The 15,074-nt window shown below is 34.9% G+C and carries 17 protein-coding genes; 11 read left to right on the top strand and 6 right to left on the bottom strand.

All coding sequences use genetic code 11. The features are described 5' to 3' along the window. Nucleotides 1–2: 2 nt before the first annotated feature. The gene (locus tag ACK4M9_RS09455; protein ID WP_409849722.1) at nucleotides 3–974 is read right to left on the bottom strand and encodes a 4Fe-4S binding protein; all 972 of its coding nucleotides are present in this window, start codon (nucleotides 972–974) and stop codon (nucleotides 3–5) included. Between the two features lie 177 nt (nucleotides 975–1,151). On the opposite strand from ACK4M9_RS09455, the gene ACK4M9_RS09450 reads away from it, so the two are divergent. From ACK4M9_RS09450 to ACK4M9_RS09440, 3 genes are all read left to right on the top strand, one after another. After that, the gene (locus tag ACK4M9_RS09450) at nucleotides 1,152–1,613 is read left to right on the top strand and encodes a hypothetical protein (protein WP_409849720.1); all 462 of its coding nucleotides are present in this window, start codon (nucleotides 1,152–1,154) and stop codon (nucleotides 1,611–1,613) included. Nucleotides 1,614–1,823: 210 nt separating this feature from the next. Further along, the gene (locus tag ACK4M9_RS09445) at nucleotides 1,824–2,120 is read left to right on the top strand and encodes a DUF3055 domain-containing protein (protein WP_409849718.1); all 297 of its coding nucleotides are present in this window, start codon (nucleotides 1,824–1,826) and stop codon (nucleotides 2,118–2,120) included. A gap of 152 nt (nucleotides 2,121–2,272) precedes the next feature. Beyond that, a complete protein-coding gene (locus tag ACK4M9_RS09440) occupies nucleotides 2,273–2,389 on the top strand; it encodes a GapA-binding peptide SR1P (protein ID WP_409849716.1) in 117 nt (38 codons plus the stop codon). A 69-nt stretch (nucleotides 2,390–2,458) separates the two neighbouring features. On the opposite strand, the gene ACK4M9_RS09435 is transcribed toward ACK4M9_RS09440, so the two are convergent. Continuing rightward, on the bottom strand, nucleotides 2,459–3,937 hold the full coding sequence (locus ACK4M9_RS09435; protein WP_409849714.1) for an aminotransferase class I/II-fold pyridoxal phosphate-dependent enzyme: 1,479 nt from the start codon (nucleotides 3,935–3,937) through the stop codon (nucleotides 2,459–2,461). Nucleotides 3,938–4,201: 264 nt separating this feature from the next. On the opposite strand from ACK4M9_RS09435, the gene ACK4M9_RS09430 reads away from it, so the two are divergent. Together ACK4M9_RS09430 and ACK4M9_RS09425 are read left to right on the top strand one after the other, a co-directional pair. Beyond that, nucleotides 4,202–5,158, top strand: coding sequence for an NAD(P)H-dependent flavin oxidoreductase (locus ACK4M9_RS09430; RefSeq protein ID WP_409849712.1), 957 nt, complete (start codon nucleotides 4,202–4,204; stop codon nucleotides 5,156–5,158). A gap of 52 nt (nucleotides 5,159–5,210) precedes the next feature. Further along, on the top strand, nucleotides 5,211–5,486 hold the full coding sequence (locus ACK4M9_RS09425) for a UPF0223 family protein (protein WP_409849710.1): 276 nt from the start codon (nucleotides 5,211–5,213) through the stop codon (nucleotides 5,484–5,486). A gap of 57 nt (nucleotides 5,487–5,543) precedes the next feature. Here the strand turns inward: ACK4M9_RS09425 and ACK4M9_RS09420 are convergent, their stop codons facing one another. Beyond that, nucleotides 5,544–6,164 (bottom strand): YktB family protein, encoded by a 621-nt coding sequence (locus tag ACK4M9_RS09420; protein ID WP_409849708.1) that lies wholly within the window; start codon nucleotides 6,162–6,164, stop codon nucleotides 5,544–5,546. Between the two features lie 347 nt (nucleotides 6,165–6,511). Between ACK4M9_RS09420 and ACK4M9_RS09415 the strand changes: the two genes are divergently transcribed. The 3 genes from ACK4M9_RS09415 to ACK4M9_RS09405 all read left to right on the top strand — a co-directional run bounded on the left by ACK4M9_RS09415 (nucleotide 6,512) and on the right by ACK4M9_RS09405 (nucleotide 10,234). Next, complete coding sequence (locus ACK4M9_RS09415) at nucleotides 6,512–6,700, top strand: hypothetical protein (protein WP_409849706.1); 189 nt, start codon at nucleotides 6,512–6,514, stop codon at nucleotides 6,698–6,700. Between the two features lie 342 nt (nucleotides 6,701–7,042). Then, entirely contained in the window at nucleotides 7,043–7,828 is a 786-nt protein-coding gene (locus tag ACK4M9_RS09410; RefSeq protein WP_409849704.1) for an inositol monophosphatase family protein, read from the top strand. Nucleotides 7,829–8,179: 351 nt separating this feature from the next. Further along, nucleotides 8,180–10,234: a methyl-accepting chemotaxis protein gene (locus tag ACK4M9_RS09405; RefSeq protein ID WP_409849702.1), complete on the top strand. Its 2,055-nt coding sequence runs from the start codon at nucleotides 8,180–8,182 to the stop codon at nucleotides 10,232–10,234. Between the two features lie 240 nt (nucleotides 10,235–10,474). On the opposite strand, the gene ACK4M9_RS09400 is transcribed toward ACK4M9_RS09405, so the two are convergent. Continuing rightward, nucleotides 10,475–10,657, bottom strand: a complete 183-nt coding sequence (locus tag ACK4M9_RS09400; protein WP_409849700.1) for a DUF5325 family protein — start codon at nucleotides 10,655–10,657, stop codon at nucleotides 10,475–10,477. 179 nt (nucleotides 10,658–10,836) lie between these two features. Here ACK4M9_RS09400 and typA point away from each other — a divergent pair, with 179 nt between their 5' ends. After that, nucleotides 10,837–12,681, top strand: a complete 1,845-nt coding sequence (gene typA, locus ACK4M9_RS09395) for a translational GTPase TypA (protein ID WP_409849699.1) — start codon at nucleotides 10,837–10,839, stop codon at nucleotides 12,679–12,681. Between the two features lie 26 nt (nucleotides 12,682–12,707). Next, nucleotides 12,708–13,046 (top strand): YlaH-like family protein, encoded by a 339-nt coding sequence (locus tag ACK4M9_RS09390; RefSeq protein WP_409849697.1) that lies wholly within the window; start codon nucleotides 12,708–12,710, stop codon nucleotides 13,044–13,046. Nucleotides 13,047–13,125: 79 nt separating this feature from the next. Here ACK4M9_RS09390 and ACK4M9_RS09385 read toward each other — a convergent pair whose 3' ends face one another. After that, the gene (locus tag ACK4M9_RS09385) at nucleotides 13,126–13,326 is read right to left on the bottom strand and encodes a YlaI family protein (RefSeq protein WP_409849695.1); all 201 of its coding nucleotides are present in this window, start codon (nucleotides 13,324–13,326) and stop codon (nucleotides 13,126–13,128) included. A 481-nt stretch (nucleotides 13,327–13,807) separates the two neighbouring features. On the opposite strand from ACK4M9_RS09385, the gene ACK4M9_RS09380 reads away from it, so the two are divergent. Beyond that, nucleotides 13,808–14,263: a pyridoxamine 5'-phosphate oxidase family protein gene (locus tag ACK4M9_RS09380; RefSeq protein ID WP_409849693.1), complete on the top strand. Its 456-nt coding sequence runs from the start codon at nucleotides 13,808–13,810 to the stop codon at nucleotides 14,261–14,263. A gap of 23 nt (nucleotides 14,264–14,286) precedes the next feature. Here the strand turns inward: ACK4M9_RS09380 and ACK4M9_RS09375 are convergent, their stop codons facing one another. Further along, complete coding sequence (locus ACK4M9_RS09375; RefSeq protein ID WP_409849691.1) at nucleotides 14,287–14,970, bottom strand: YhcN/YlaJ family sporulation lipoprotein; 684 nt, start codon at nucleotides 14,968–14,970, stop codon at nucleotides 14,287–14,289. Nucleotides 14,971–15,074: the final 104 nt, after the last annotated feature.

The following is a 15,074-nucleotide window of genomic DNA, read 5'->3' as shown; positions in this document are numbered from 1 at the left end:
GTTTAAGAGTGAATGGCAATATTTTTAGTTTCAATCGTATTTGTCGTGATATTTTTGATTTCAATTGTGATTAAATAATTTTTATGGAAATCTTCCTTTGGTATTTTAAAAATTAAGGAGGATTTTTGTGTTTCATTATGATCTACAGTAATAAACTCATCGTTCATCAAATCCCAATTTAAAGGAATATCGGCATTTACCGAAAACGAGTGAACTCTGCTAGCTAAGTTTCGAATTTGGATATCAAAAGAAAATATTTTGTAATCTTCTAGTTGTACTCCTATTACATTCTCTGAAATTTTTACTGTGTACTGGTTGCTAGTAAGGCTAAATGCGACTAAAGAAAACAGCAAGCCAATTAAGAGGGTTAGTAATAATAAATTTATACCTTTTAAAAAACTAAAATGATTTTCTTTTTTGGATTTATCTGCAAATAACTTCTGAAAATGCCCATATGGGCAAGCGTTTGAACAAAAGCGTTGTTTTAAATGATGAATAATCAAGAAAAAAATGGTCGTTAAAAAAACAAAAAATGTTCCTACAACTGATAACAGTTGTAGGTTTATAATTGTAGCAGCTAAATATGTTGGATTAATAAAATAGGCCAATAACCCAAAAGAAGCTGATATTGATACGATTAGAGAAGTTATAAACATTGTCACTGTTTTTAATTTGGGTCTCTTTTTTAGAAATGCTTGGGAGGAGAGTTTATAAAGAACATTTACAACTGTGTTGTGCGGACATACCCAGCTACAAAACTTTCGTTCATACCATTTGGAGATAGCTAAAAAAACGATCACTAACAAAAGGACAGCAAATAAATATATAAAGCCAACTCCAAAAGAAAATCCTTTTCTAAAAAGGTAAAAGGATTGAGTTATTAAATCTAACCGAAAAATATCTAAAATTGGAACTGAAAAAAAGGCCAGTAATATAAATAGTTGTGATTTCGTTCTTAGTTTTTTTGCTGTCATCTTGAATCTCCTCACTTACTAAAATTATTTCCAACTATCCTACAAAACATGACAGCATTTGCGGCTGTGCTATGCTATTCTGTTTGAGTTGCTGTTCTAAAATGAGCGATAATCATTATAGAAAATTGGATAGAAGATGTTTGCAGATTTAGGCCGAGACATAATGGAGGGATTTTAATGAATAAGTCAGACAAACTTGATGAACTTAGACTTGAAGTTGGTATGATTGCAGATCGAGTTTCTACACGTCATGAATTTTACTTAGGCATTATTAATACTATCGGCAAGCATCTTCCTAAGCGTTTTGGGGTAGCGATCTACCTCTCTCAAAATGGTCAGTTTTCTTATTTAATCGGAACAAAACATATATCTGAAAAAAAACTTGTTAAATTCGGTGAAGGGATGTTTAGTATTTGTAGTATAAGGGGTAAAGTTACCATAGATAGTGAAGAAGGTAAAACAAAGGCATATGCCCCATTTTACGATGGACACCACTTGATAGGGATATTATACGTTGAATGTCAAAATGCAGAGTATATTGTATCTGACGAAGACCAAATCTTTCTTCATGAGATCACGAGGTTTATAGAAGTGAAGGGTAAATATTTAAAGACTTCAATTGATAATTATGAGTGTTAATTGATAATGGTTATGCATAAGTTAATTATAGTTATAACTATCTATATTAATTAGTATTAACAATATGGTTACAATTTAAAAGGTTTTCAGTGTATTTCTAAATTTTTATTTTGGTTAATTATTTAATTGTGTTCACAAAATATACAATTGACGATAATACTTATTTTAGTTATAATAAAATTCAGAAAACTTTAAAAGGAGGCGTTATTATTGAACTTGTTTGAAAGACTTTATGACGAGCAAGAAGACGTGAAAGTCCAGTTTATTGGGTTTACTACTGAGAATGCGCGCTATGATTTTGGAATTGTATACACAAATATGTTCTTTGGAAAGCCTCTTGTAGTCTGCATGCAAACAGGACGATCAACTTTACTTTGTGCAGAGGAAGCTGAGGATTGGGAGCATGTAAAGAAAGTATTCCGGATCAATTGTGAGGATGAAGCAAAAGATCTTGCACTGTTTTTTGCCCAAAAGCTGCCAACGATGAGTTTTGAAACTCAATATTAAATAAGAAAAGCTAAGCCTCTGGTTTGGCTTTTTTTTATGTTATTAAACTTTTAAATGTGTTATACAATTTATAGTTGACAGGGTATATGTGACATATTATTATTAAGATAAGGTTATTGAAACGCTTACAAAAAGCTGGAGGGGTGAAGTGGATGGGTGTAATCATTTGTCAAACTTGTGGAGAGATGGAGCATATTGAGGCTGAAAAGGTGTCGACATTTTATGGATCAAGCTGTGAAAATTGTAAAGATAGCCAGTGTGAAAACTAAACTTTAACAAAAAACTATAGAAAGGGTAGACAATTTGTGTCTACCCTTTTTTTGTAATAGTATATCACATTAACTAATTGCTTTATGTTCTTTGATAACCCGGATGTTTTTAAATGTTTCATCTTCAGGTCCTTGAACTGGTAAGCCTGCATCGATATTTTCTTGAATATATTCAATGTTTTCTTCAGTAATTATTTCTCCTGGGATATAAATTGGAATTCCAGGTGGATACACCATGACAAATTCAGCGATGATACGCCCAGCAGCATCTTTAAAAGGAATGACTTCTGTTTCCGAATAAAAAGCATCGCGAGGAGACAGCGCTAGTGTTGGAATGTCAGGAACATGAACAGCGATCGCCTTCTTTTCTTGAGGCTGTCCGTTTACTAAATGTTTGTTAGACAATTCTCTTAATGCATTAATCAAAATACCTGTAGTTGAACTATCATCACCAATCGAAATAATGCAAAGAATGTTATAAAGATCGGAAAGTTCTACCTCTATATTGTAGTTTTCACGTAACCAAACTTCTACCTCATAGCCAGTAATGCCTAGATTTTTGACAGAGATAATCATTTTTGTTGGATCGAAATCGTATGTCGCTTTTGTACCTAAAATTTCAGGACCGACACAATAATAGCCATTTATTTTATTTATCTCGTTTCGTGTTTTATTTGCTAATTTAATTGTCCGATCAATTAAATCGTGACCCTTTGTCGCTAATTGCTTTCTAGCAACGTCAAGCGAAGCTAGAAGTAAATAAGAGGTAGAAGTGGTTGTAAGCATACTAATAATTGACTGGACTCGTTTCGGAGAAACTAAGTTACCTCTTACATTTAAAACGGAGCTTTGGGTCATCGAGCCACCAAGCTTATGGACACTAGTTGCAGCCATATCAGCGCCAGCTTGCATCGCTGACATCGGCAGCTCATCATGAAAATGAATGTGAACTCCATGTGCTTCATCTACAAGAACAGGTATCCCATAACTGTGAACAATATCGACTATTTTTTCTAAATTGGCTGATATACCAAAATAGGTAGGGTTGATGACCAATACTCCTTTAGCATCAGGGTGTGCTTTTAACGCTCTTTCTACAGTCTCAGTCGTAATCCCATGAGAAATCCCTAAATCTGGATCAATGACTGGATGAATGAAAATCGGTGTCGCACCAGAAAAGATAATCGCTGACATGATTGATTTATGTACGTTTCTAGGAACGATAATTTTATCCCCAGGTCCACAAACACTCATAATCATCGTCATAATTGCACCACTTGTTCCTTGAACAGAGAAGAAAGTGTGGTCAGCTCCAAAAGCTTCCGCAGCTAAATGTTGAGCTTCCTTTATCATTCCATGGGGATGATGAAGATCGTCTAAAGGACCGATGTTTATTAAGTCAATCGATAGGGCATTATCACCTATAAAGTTACGGAACTCAGGATCCATCCCAGTTCCTTTCTTATGTCCTGGAATATGAAACTGAACTGGATTTTTACTAACATGTTCAAGTAATCCAGTAAATAGTGGAGTTTTTTGTTGTGACATAATAGTTACACCTCTTAACATAAATTAAATATATTAACGTCGATTGTTAAACGGACCGTTCTAATATATTTTCGTAAAACGACAAAAATTTATTGAATTCTTCAAAACAAAATGAGTATATCAAATTAGCATAAAAATTCAAAGAGAAAAATGAAATAAAATGCGTTTAAAAGGAGTTTTCTTCTTTCTTCTAGAAATTATTAGTGAAATGTTTGTATAGTTATACGTTTACTAAAAAGCTATTTTTGAAATGAGGGAGTAAATGTGAAAACTAGAGTAACTGATTTATTAGAAACAAAGTATCCAATTATTCAAGGGGGGCTTGCGTACCTGGCTTATTCTGACTTAGCTGCTGCTGTTTCGAATGCAGGTGGATTAGGGCAGATTACAGCAATGTCTCTAGCAACGCCAGAAGAGCTTCGCAGTGAAATTCATAAAGTAAGAGAAAAGACATCTAAACCTTTTGGAGTTAATTTTGCTATTGGGCAACATGGGAGACCGTTTAGGGATATGCTTGAAGTTGCGATTGAGGAGGGAGTTTCTGTTGTTTCGATGACTGGCGGGAACCCAGCTCCAATTTTTGAGCAACTTAGGGGGACAAATGTGAAAAAAATCGTCTTAGTTGCCGCAAAGCGTCAAGCTGTGAAGGCAGAAGAATTAGGTGCTGACGCAGTTATGGTTGTTGGTCAGGAGGGGGGCGGTCATTTAGGGAGAAATGATACAAGTACACTCGTTTTAATTCCACAAGTTGTTGACGCCGTTTCTATACCCGTGATTGCTTCTGGTGGAATAGGTGATGGCAGAGGGTTAATGGCAGCACTAGCTTTAGGGGCTGAAGGTATTGAGATGGGTACTCGTTTTGTAGCGACAAAAGAATGTGTTCATGCCCATCAAGCTTATAAGCAAAAGCTGGTTGACTTAACGGAAAACGATACAGTCGTTATTAAGCGGAGTTTAGGGGCTCCAGCTCGTGCGCTGAAAAATGGTTGGACCGATCAAATCATTTCTATGGAAGAGCGAGGAGCTACCTTTGAAACATTAAAGGAGTATATTAGTGGTGAAGCGAATAAAAGATTTATTTATCAAGGTGCAGAAAGTGAAGGCTTTGGTTGGGCAGGGCAGGTAGTCGGTCTAATAAATGATATTCCAACTGTTAGTGAACTTTTTGAAAGAATGATCATAGAGGTAAATGAAATTCAAAATAAATGGAAACAGCTATAGATTAAGAGTAATATAATAGGTGTTATAACTTACAAACGCAAGGAGTCTTAAAATGAATATTAACATCCCGATATCTCTCGACTGGACGAAAGCAGAAGTGATTGATGTAGTTCAATTTTTTCATGGGGTTGAGAAAGCTTATGAAAATGGAATTGAAAGAGCGGAAATGCTTAAATTATATCGACGATTTAAAGAGGTTGTACCTAGTAAAAGTGAGGAGAAGCAACTGTTTAGGCAGTTTGATAATGACTCAAACTATATCTGTTACAATGTTGTAAAAGAGGCACTAAATAAAGATGCGCTCAAAAGTAAAATCAAGCTTGGATAAAAGCCAAGCTTGATTTTTTTGTAGAAGTCTGCAAAATCTCCACAATCGTTTTACGTACTAAAATGACATTTTGTATAGTGGCATTAATGTTTGCATTGTTTCTTTAGTAAGTGCCATAAACCGATTTCCATCTGATAAGATTGGATCATTTGCATCTACGTGGCGACCAACGAGAAACTCAGCTTTTTTTACATCTCGAAACCTTAGTAACATGTTTTCCAAATCAGGCTTGTCTAAATCCTTCACAGCATAAGCCTCTTTTTTCATATGATCTAAAGATATCACAAAGTCTTTTGGGATGGTTTCAAAAACTTCATCTAAATTATTCAAATAGTTTTCTGCGATTTGTTTTTTATTTGGAGCCTCGTAAATAAGTGCAAACCAAACGAACACATGATCATCGAAAAGTCCGACTTGAAAATGAGGATGTTTCTTGTAGCCACGTTTATCATGGCAAATGGCTAACCAAGTATCCTTTGGGGGATTAACGGTTCGTCTTGCATGTTTTGCAACGTGTAAAAACATTTCATTACCGCTTACAGCTGAAAGGTCACCGCAAAGAACTTCTCCAATCTCCCTAAATTTAGGTTGTATCCTTTTTTGAATAGCACTCATCCGTTCTTCTAATCCATCAATCGAAAATGTTTCGAAATCCTTTTTTGTAAAACCAGGAAACATTCAAATCAATTCCTCTCCGTAATAATTTGAAACTATTTTACCATAACTTGAAAATATAGCATAAAGAATCTGTTTCGTTAATGTTAAATAAAAATAATTGCCTAGTTTAGGATAGAGCTATTAGTGGTAATTTGTATTTGTAATAACGGAAGATAAATTCTATTCTAGTTAGAAAATTTCCCAGCAAACTTATAAAAGATTACCGAAGTTAGAAACATTCTAATCGACACAACATATGTTATAATAAGAACCGATAAATCAGAAAATTCCGTTAATTCCTTCTCCTCAATTCTTATATGAAGCTTATTGTTTAAAAATATAAACGACTAAAAGGAGTGTAGGTTACCATGGAACAAGTAATTCATACGTTTAAAAAAACTGATGGTGAGAAAAGAATCGCTGTTCTTCGGCTTGAAATTGATTATGAGTTGGCAACTCTACACGATGCGATGGTTGCTGAAGATTTTGGTATAATTGAAAAGTGTAAAAAAAACCTAGAGAAATTCCGTAAAGAGCTTGTTCGTCTTGAAGTGTAGTGGGATTTGCTAAGGTGATACAGATTGACTATTGAATTTTGAAGATGGTGGTCAACTGTTTCATCTTTTTGTGGACAGATCTTCGGTTGAGTTCTTGATTGAGCCCCTTATAGGAACTAGATACAGCGAAGGCGAAAGTAGCCGATGTTGTCGTTGGATTTCCTTGAACGAGCCTCTAAAATTCGTTAGAGTTATACAGCGAAGAGAAGGGAAATCCAGCGGCTTTTTACTATTGTAGGTGTCTTGACATGATTTTCGGGACAAAGCAGTTCATGCTGATTCTTTATTATTCAGACTTGTTTATGACATAATAGAAGTAATACATACAAAGGGGTTATGAAAATGAGCAATAACGATTGGGGATATATTGCAAATAGGGCAAAAGAGTTAGTGAGAGAAGCTGCTAAGTTAATTAAAGATTCACTAAAAGACGAACGTACTATAGAGTATAAATCAAACCCTAATGACTTAGTTACAGAAATGGATAGGAAAATAGAAGCCTTTTTTAATGAAGAGATTAACAAAGAATTTCAAGAACATTTGATTTTAGGTGAAGAGGGAACTGGACAAGATTTAGAAACACTTAATGGAATTGTATGGATTATTGACCCTATTGATGGAACGACTAATTTTGTTCATCAACAACGTCATTTCGCCATTTCTGTTGGTATTTATGAGGAGGCGGTCGGGAAGATAGGGATCATCTACGATGTTATGGCTGATGAACTATTTACAGCTGTAAAAGGAGAAGGTGCTTTTTTAAATAATACGAAGCTACCAAAGTTAAATGAAGCTAACCTCAAAGAAGCGTTGATTGCGATTAATTCCGGATGGATTGTTGAAGACACGAGAATGCTCTCACTTGTTAAAGAGTGTCGTGGAACTCGTTCCTATGGTTCAGCTGCTATTGAAATTGCTTCCGTTGCTGCTAATCGAACAGATGCGTACATTAGTCTTAATCTATCTCCATGGGATTTTGCTGCTGGAGCGATCATTATTGAAGAATTAGGGGGACGGATAACCACGGTAGAAGGTGAACAAATCAATTTACTAAAAGCTGGCACGATCTGCGTTGCTAAGCCTGGTTTATACGAACAGCTACAAGAACTAATTTTTAAAAAGGGATGAGCTAAATTGAATAAATAGTTTTTTCTAAATCCTTTATATTATAGTGTAATGAACCACTAATTTAATAATTTACTCAAATTTCTTTGAAGGTAACTTCTAATTCAAATTTGCTATTGGTAGTTATTTCTATGGTGCTGGTTATTGTAATATTCATTCAGAAGTATTATTACTCAAACTGTAAGAATGTTAATTTATGAGCTAATACAAGGGAATTTGTTTATTAATAAAATATTTTTCGATCTTTAAGGATTATAATTGAATTTTGACAAGGTTAGTGGGTAAGTGGGTGCTTGTTTATGTATTGAATTTTCTGTATAAAGGTTCGAAATCAAATGTAAAAGGAAGATGTTTATGAATCTATTTCGATCATTTTCAAGTATTCGCATGAAGCTATTAGTCCTGTTTATTCCAATTATTCTTCTATCATCGATTTTTATTACTACGTTGATTTTTTTAGATGCTAAAGAGGAAATGACGAAGTTAACAATAAATAAGGTTGATAATAGGTTATTATACATTTCTGAACAAATGGAGCGGGAATTTGACTTAAATGAACAAATCGCACAGAGCATAAGAGCTTTATATTCAGCCAAAGGAACGTCACTATCGAAACAAGACTATCAAAAGTTTATCGAAACGGTGATTGAAAATAATGACAACACATTAGGCGCAGGAATTTGGTTAGAACCCTATCAGTCAAGCCCAGAAGATAAGTATTTTGGACCATATGTTTATAAAGATGGGGATAGCTCAGTTTATACCGAGGAATATGAAGGACCTGAATATGATTATCCTAACACAGATTGGTATATCGCAGGGAAAAGTGTTGGAGAAGGAAATGTAGCCTGGACAGATCCTTACTATGATGAAACTAGTGGGATGACGATAATTACTACGGCTGTGCCCATTTATCAAACGGGCAAATTTGTCGGAGTCGTTACTGCTGATTATGATTTAACAACAGTGCAAATGCTCGTTGCTCAAGAGGTATTTGAAAAATCAGGTTACTTATTGATGATAGCCTCTAATGGAAAATTCATTGCCCATCAAGATAGCGATAAAGTTATGGCCCAACCGATAACAGAAGATGAGGAATTATCTAGTCTTGGGAGAGCGGTTTCCGGTCAAGTAAAGGGTGTTGAAACGGTCTCAATAGCAAATGAAGACTGGGAAGCTTATTTTGTGACATTTGAACGTACTGATTGGAAATTAGTAGCACTTGCCCCTACTAATGAGTTATACGAAGTTGTACAGTCATTGTTAAAAAAATCTGTTCTGATTATGTTAGGTGTCATTCTCTTTTCTGTAGTGGTGATTATATTCTTCAGTAATCAAATTTCGAGACAAGTTAACCAATTTTTAGAAAATATCGGGTTGTTAGCTGAAGGGAATTTCACCAACCAAGTTTCAATAAATACAAAAGATGAATTTGGTAAGATGGGAATGCATTATAATCAAGCCATTTCGAAGTTAAAGGCGATGATTCAAAAGATTAGTCAGACATCTGAAAGTGTTGCTGCTAGTGCTGAGCAATTAACTGCAAGTGCTGAGGAAACGAATAAATCGGTCAGTGAAGTAGCAAATTCTATTCAAGATGTAGCAACTAATAATAATAAACAGTCACAATATTCAATTCGTTTAGATCTAGGTACACAAGGGATTTTAGAAAAAATGCATGTGATTTCAAGTGATATTACCCTGATGAAAAATACAAACAATGAACATTCTGAGCTTGCAAATGAAGGTAATCATCAAGTTAGAGAAGTAATAAGTCAAATGAATAAAATAAATTCTCAAGTGAAACAGTCGGCAGCTACTATTCACAAACTTAATCAAAAGTCGAAAAAGATTGAAGAAATTATCTCAATCATTACTAACATTGCTGATCAAACTAATTTATTAGCTTTAAATGCAGCAATTGAAGCAGCTCGTGCTGGTGAACATGGAAAAGGTTTTGCGGTCGTGGCAGATGAAGTTCGTAAATTAGCTGAACAATCAAGCCAGGCTTCAAGTGAAATCAATTCATTAATTCAAGAAATCCAACGAGGAATTGGTGAATCGGTAGAGATTATGGATCAAAGCACAAAGTCAACACAATCTGGAATTCAAGTTGTTGAAAAAACTGGACAAGCTTTCGAGAAAATCTCTCTTTCATTTGAAGATGTTAATATCTTAACCGAAAATTTTTACGGGTCGGTCATGAGCATTTTAGAAGAGACAAAACAAATGAAAGAAATGGTTGTCGCAGTTAGAGAGATATCCGTTTCCAATGATGATTATGCTCAAAATGTTTCAGCAGCATCGGAGCAACAATCGGCCATCGTTCATGAAATGACAATTGCAACGGCAGAACTAGCGAGGATGGCTGCAGAATTACAAGAAGAATTAAATAAGTTTAAAGTTTAAAATTACCAAAGGATAAATTGAACCCAACTTTTAAGAGGACTTTCCTAAGTACTCCTATAAGCGGGTTCTTTTTTAAAAATATTTGTGTTTTAGTAGTACTTGATGTCTAGCTTCAGGTCCTATTTGCTCCTATTGTTACTCGTCGAAAAGTTTGCAAAATGTGTATTCAAGAAGTTGCTTGTCAGAACATTGTTTATCGAAGCGCCGCAGGCTCACTGCGCTTTTCTGAGTTCATGTTGATTAATTTGCTTGCGTAGCTCGTTTTTTCCTTAAAGAAAAACCTACCCCACAGCAAATGGTAGCCGTCAATATGGATAAACTAAAAACAAGGATACTTCCTAAAGATATTGAAATTCCTATACCAACAATAGAGAAGGTGGTTACAATAGATAATAATAAAAAAATTATTTGTTCTTTTTTCACATAAATCCCTCCTATTTGTAAGTGTACAAGGAATTCAGAAAAAATAAAACTGTTTTGATTTAAAGGTTATTTAATGGCTGAAGTTAAAAATAGTAGTCATTATGAAAAAATGTGCTATAATAGAGCAGTTGTAAACAAATTCGGAAAAATATATGGATAAATAAGGAGAGACAAAATAGATGAAGCAACGAGAAGATATTCGAAACATCGCAATTATTGCCCACGTTGACCACGGTAAAACAACTCTTGTTGATAAGTTGTTACACCAATCAGGTACGTTTCGAACAAATGAACATGTAGAAGAAAGAGCAATGGATTCAAATGCTATCGAGAAAGAGAGAGGTATTACAATTCTTGCTAAAAACACCGCTCTTCAATATGGAGAGACAAGAATAAATATTTTAGATACACCTGGACATGCCGATTTCGGTGGTGAAGTTGAACGAATTATGAAAATGGTTGACGGTGTTTTGCTTGTTGTCGATTCATACGAAGGTTGTATGCCACAAACTCGTTTTGTACTTAAAAAAGCTCTTGAACAAAACCTAAAACCGATCGTTGTTGTCAATAAGATTGACAAACCTTCTGCAAGACCTCTAGAGGTAGTTGACGAAGTTGTTGATCTATTAATTGATTTAGGGGCTGATGAAGAACAATTGGAATTCCCAGTTATTTATGCTTCAGCAATTAATGGAACGGCAAGTTTAGATCCTGATCCAGCAAATCAACAAGAAAATATGACTGACTTATTCACAGCCATTATAGATTATATTCCCGCACCAATTGATAATAGTGACGAAGGCTTACAATTCCAAGTAACAATGTTAGATTACAATGATTATTTAGGAAGAGTTGGAATTGGACGTGTATTTAGAGGGAGTATTGAAGTAGGGCAACCTGTAGCGTTAATGAAGCTAGATGGTTCTGTAAAACAATTTAGAGTTACAAAGCTGTTTGGTTTCTTAGGTTTAAAACGTGTAGAAATTCAAAAAGCTATCTCTGGGGACATTATTGCAATCTCTGGTATGGAAGAAATCAACGTTGGTGAAACGGTGTGTCCTTTAGATAACCAAGAACCACTTCCAATCTTACGGATTGATGAGCCAACATTACAAATGACTTTCTCAGTAAATAATAGCCCATTTGCTGGCCGTGAAGGTAAATTTGTTACAAGTAGAAAAATTGAAGAACGTCTTCGTGCACAACTTGAAACAGACGTAAGTTTACGAGTGGATAACACAGATTCACCTGATGCATGGGTTGTTTCTGGCCGTGGTGAACTTCATTTATCTATCTTAATTGAAAACATGAGACGTGAAGGTTTTGAACTACAAGTGTCAAAACCTGAAGTAATCGTTAAAGAGGTTGATGGCGTTCGTTCAGAACCTGTTGAACGTGTACAAATCGACGTTCCAGATGAATTTACAGGTGCAATTATGGAATCAGTTGGTGAGCGTAAAGGTGAAATGTTAAATATGGTTAATAATGGCAGTGGTCATGTTCGCCTTGAATTCCTAGTTCCAGCCCGTGGTTTAATTGGTTATACGACAGAGTTTATGACTCAAACAAGAGGTTACGGAATTATTAACCACACGTTTGATAGCTATCAGCCATTACTTGAAGGACGTGTTGGCGGAAGACGTCAAGGTGTTCTAGTATCAATGGAAAATGGAAAAGCTAGTCAATACGGAATTATGCAAGTTGAAGACCGTGGTATTATTTTCGTAGATCCAGGTGCTGAAGTTTACGAAGGTATGATTGTTGGTGAACATACTCGTGAAAATGATATTACCGTTAATATTACAAAAATTAAGCAAATGACAAATATGCGTTCAGCTAATAAAGACCAAACAGTTACAATGAAAAAACCTAAAATCATGACATTAGAAGAGTCATTAGAATATTTGAATGATGATGAATTATGTGAGATTACACCTACTTCTATTCGTTTAAGAAAGAAAATTTTAGATAAAAACGAACGTGAGCGCATCGAAAAGAAAAAGAAAATAGCAACTCAAGGGTAAAATTTTGCTCGTAAGGAGGGCTTAGTATGGGTACTTCTGAGGGAAAGATTGTCACACCAAATTTTTCATCTTTAGCTGAAGCACTAGGAGCTGGAAATCCTGAACAATTTTTATTCGCATTTTCAATGCTATATTTAATAGTAGTTGTGCTAACGATTATTGTTTTTAATCTCGGATTTGCAAGGAAGCTTCCAATTTTAAAAACAGTTGTTGTTTACATTGTTTTATTATTTGGGTCAATTTTTATGACTATTCTTGCACTACGTCTTCCAGTTGTAGAATCATTACTGATTGCGACATTTGTGTTAGGAGCTTATAAATATCGGCTTCACAAGGAAAAACGAGAAAAAGCTGTTAATGGTTAAAAAAAAAGCTGGCAGAAAGGATGATCCTTTTTGTCAGCTTTTTATTTTACTCAGTGTCGATCAGTACAGTAATTTATGTCTACCAATCATCATCCTCCTGCACAGGCTTATTTATTCGGAATTTTCCTGTTGCAAGTCGTGCTTTTGTTCGTTCTGTGATGCGGTCATGACAACTCGTGCATGTGTACGTATGTATTGGCCTGTTTCGTAATCTTTTTGCTAAAAAAGATTCATTTTCAATGGATTCAATCTTATCACAAATAACACATTTTACTCTCAATTTTCTCACCCCGTTACTAACAGTGGTACCTTCAACTATATATTCATCTGCCACCACCTCCATCTCTGCTCTAGTTCAAAGGAAAGAGAAGTTACTCGGATAAGCCTGACTTCTAGTCGAAGTTACCGGGCAGCAGCTGAAAATTTGAAAAGGTGACCTTTTATTGATAAACAGATTGCTTTTTCTTTTGGAAGTGTATACAAGCATTATAGTTTAAATATTAGTTATTGTGAAGTGGCAGTAGATTTAAACTCAGCTTGTTTAATTATTATCCACATTTTTACATTTTTTGATTTGATATTTACTTAACTTGATCATTCTTCATTCAAACTATTCTCGATATCTAGCCAGATTATAAAAACGAGTGCTTAATGGTTTTAACCTGAGGAAAAAAAAGGTATAGTATAATTGTAACAAACTTTTTTCAATGGTATTTTTGCAGGGAGCATTATTTCGCAAATTTATTAAGGAGGTTCGTACGTTGGCAAATCAAATAGAAGTTGTATTAACAGATGATTTATTCCAATTACTTCAAAAAGAGCTTTTTGTCACTATTGCAACTGTAGATCACGAAACTGGCGGTCCGAATGTAAGTGCAATTTCATGGGTTTTCGCCCCAACTAAAGAAGCCATTCGTTTTGCTGTAGATAACCGGTCACGAATAGTTCAGAACATCAAAGCTAACTCGCAAGTTGTTCTGAATATTATTGGTAACGAGTCTACATATTCTATTAGCGGATTAGCTGGTGTGAAAGTAGAAAAGTTAGAAGAGGTTCCATTAAAATTAGCTCTCATAGAAATACAAATTAAGGAAGTACGTGATGTTATGTTTTATGGATCGAAAATTTCTATAGCTCCGCAATATGAAAAAACATATGACAAAGAAGCTGCAGAAAAACTAGATAATCAAGTTATGAACGCAATGAAAAAAGCTTAGTCTTGGACTAAGCTTTTTTGTTTTTAATTACTATTTTCTTCTCGCAGCTGCTTTCGCTTTTCCCGCTCAGTTCCATCGTCGTTAGGGTGTCCACTTAACTTTTCATCATCCATATTTCTTTTTCCTTGTTCTTCTTGAATTTCCTTTAAATTACGATTTTGATCTTCACTAAGTCTTCCTTGATTAGCATCTGTTGGTTCAGGTTCTGACTTTCTATGCTCTGCTCCGGGAACTACAGGGATAATTCGACCAATAATCCCTGCTAACTCATCCATAATTCCTGCAATTGGGTGCCCAGCATTAATTTCTTTTCTCATTTCTTTTAGTCTTGCATTAATATCAGGGTCCGCACTAATAAACGCATATGCACCATGAGGGTCATTACTCAATGCTTCAGCAGCTTCGTATTTTACGATACCGACATCAGAGCGGTCTAATCCTGCTTTTACATCAATCCCAATAACAGCTAAATCACCTAACACTATAGCAGTTGCACTATTAACATTTGGAACTCGTTCTGTAAGATGTACTAAATGTTCTGCGATTTCTTCCGCAGTTTTGGTTTCTTTTTGTCTTGGATCTTTTCCTTGTTCAGCTATCCCTAGAGGTTGTTGATTACCTGGTTTGTGTTCCTCTGTCGCATTTGGCTGACAAGCAAAAAGTAACGAAACAGTTATTACATATATACATAATTGAATGGTTTTCATAATAAATCATCCCTTTCATAGTAAATATTTATAAATATTGTTCGTTTCTTCGTCTATCTTTATTCTGTTGTACATACATTTATAGTGAAATATCTTTTCCATTA

The organism is Anaerobacillus sp. (assembly GCF_046314235.1).
Lineage (GTDB): Bacteria > Bacillota > Bacilli > Bacillales > Anaerobacillaceae > Anaerobacillus.
The sequence above is the reverse complement of the archived record's forward strand: the minus strand, read 5'-3'. Positions and strand labels throughout refer to the sequence as shown.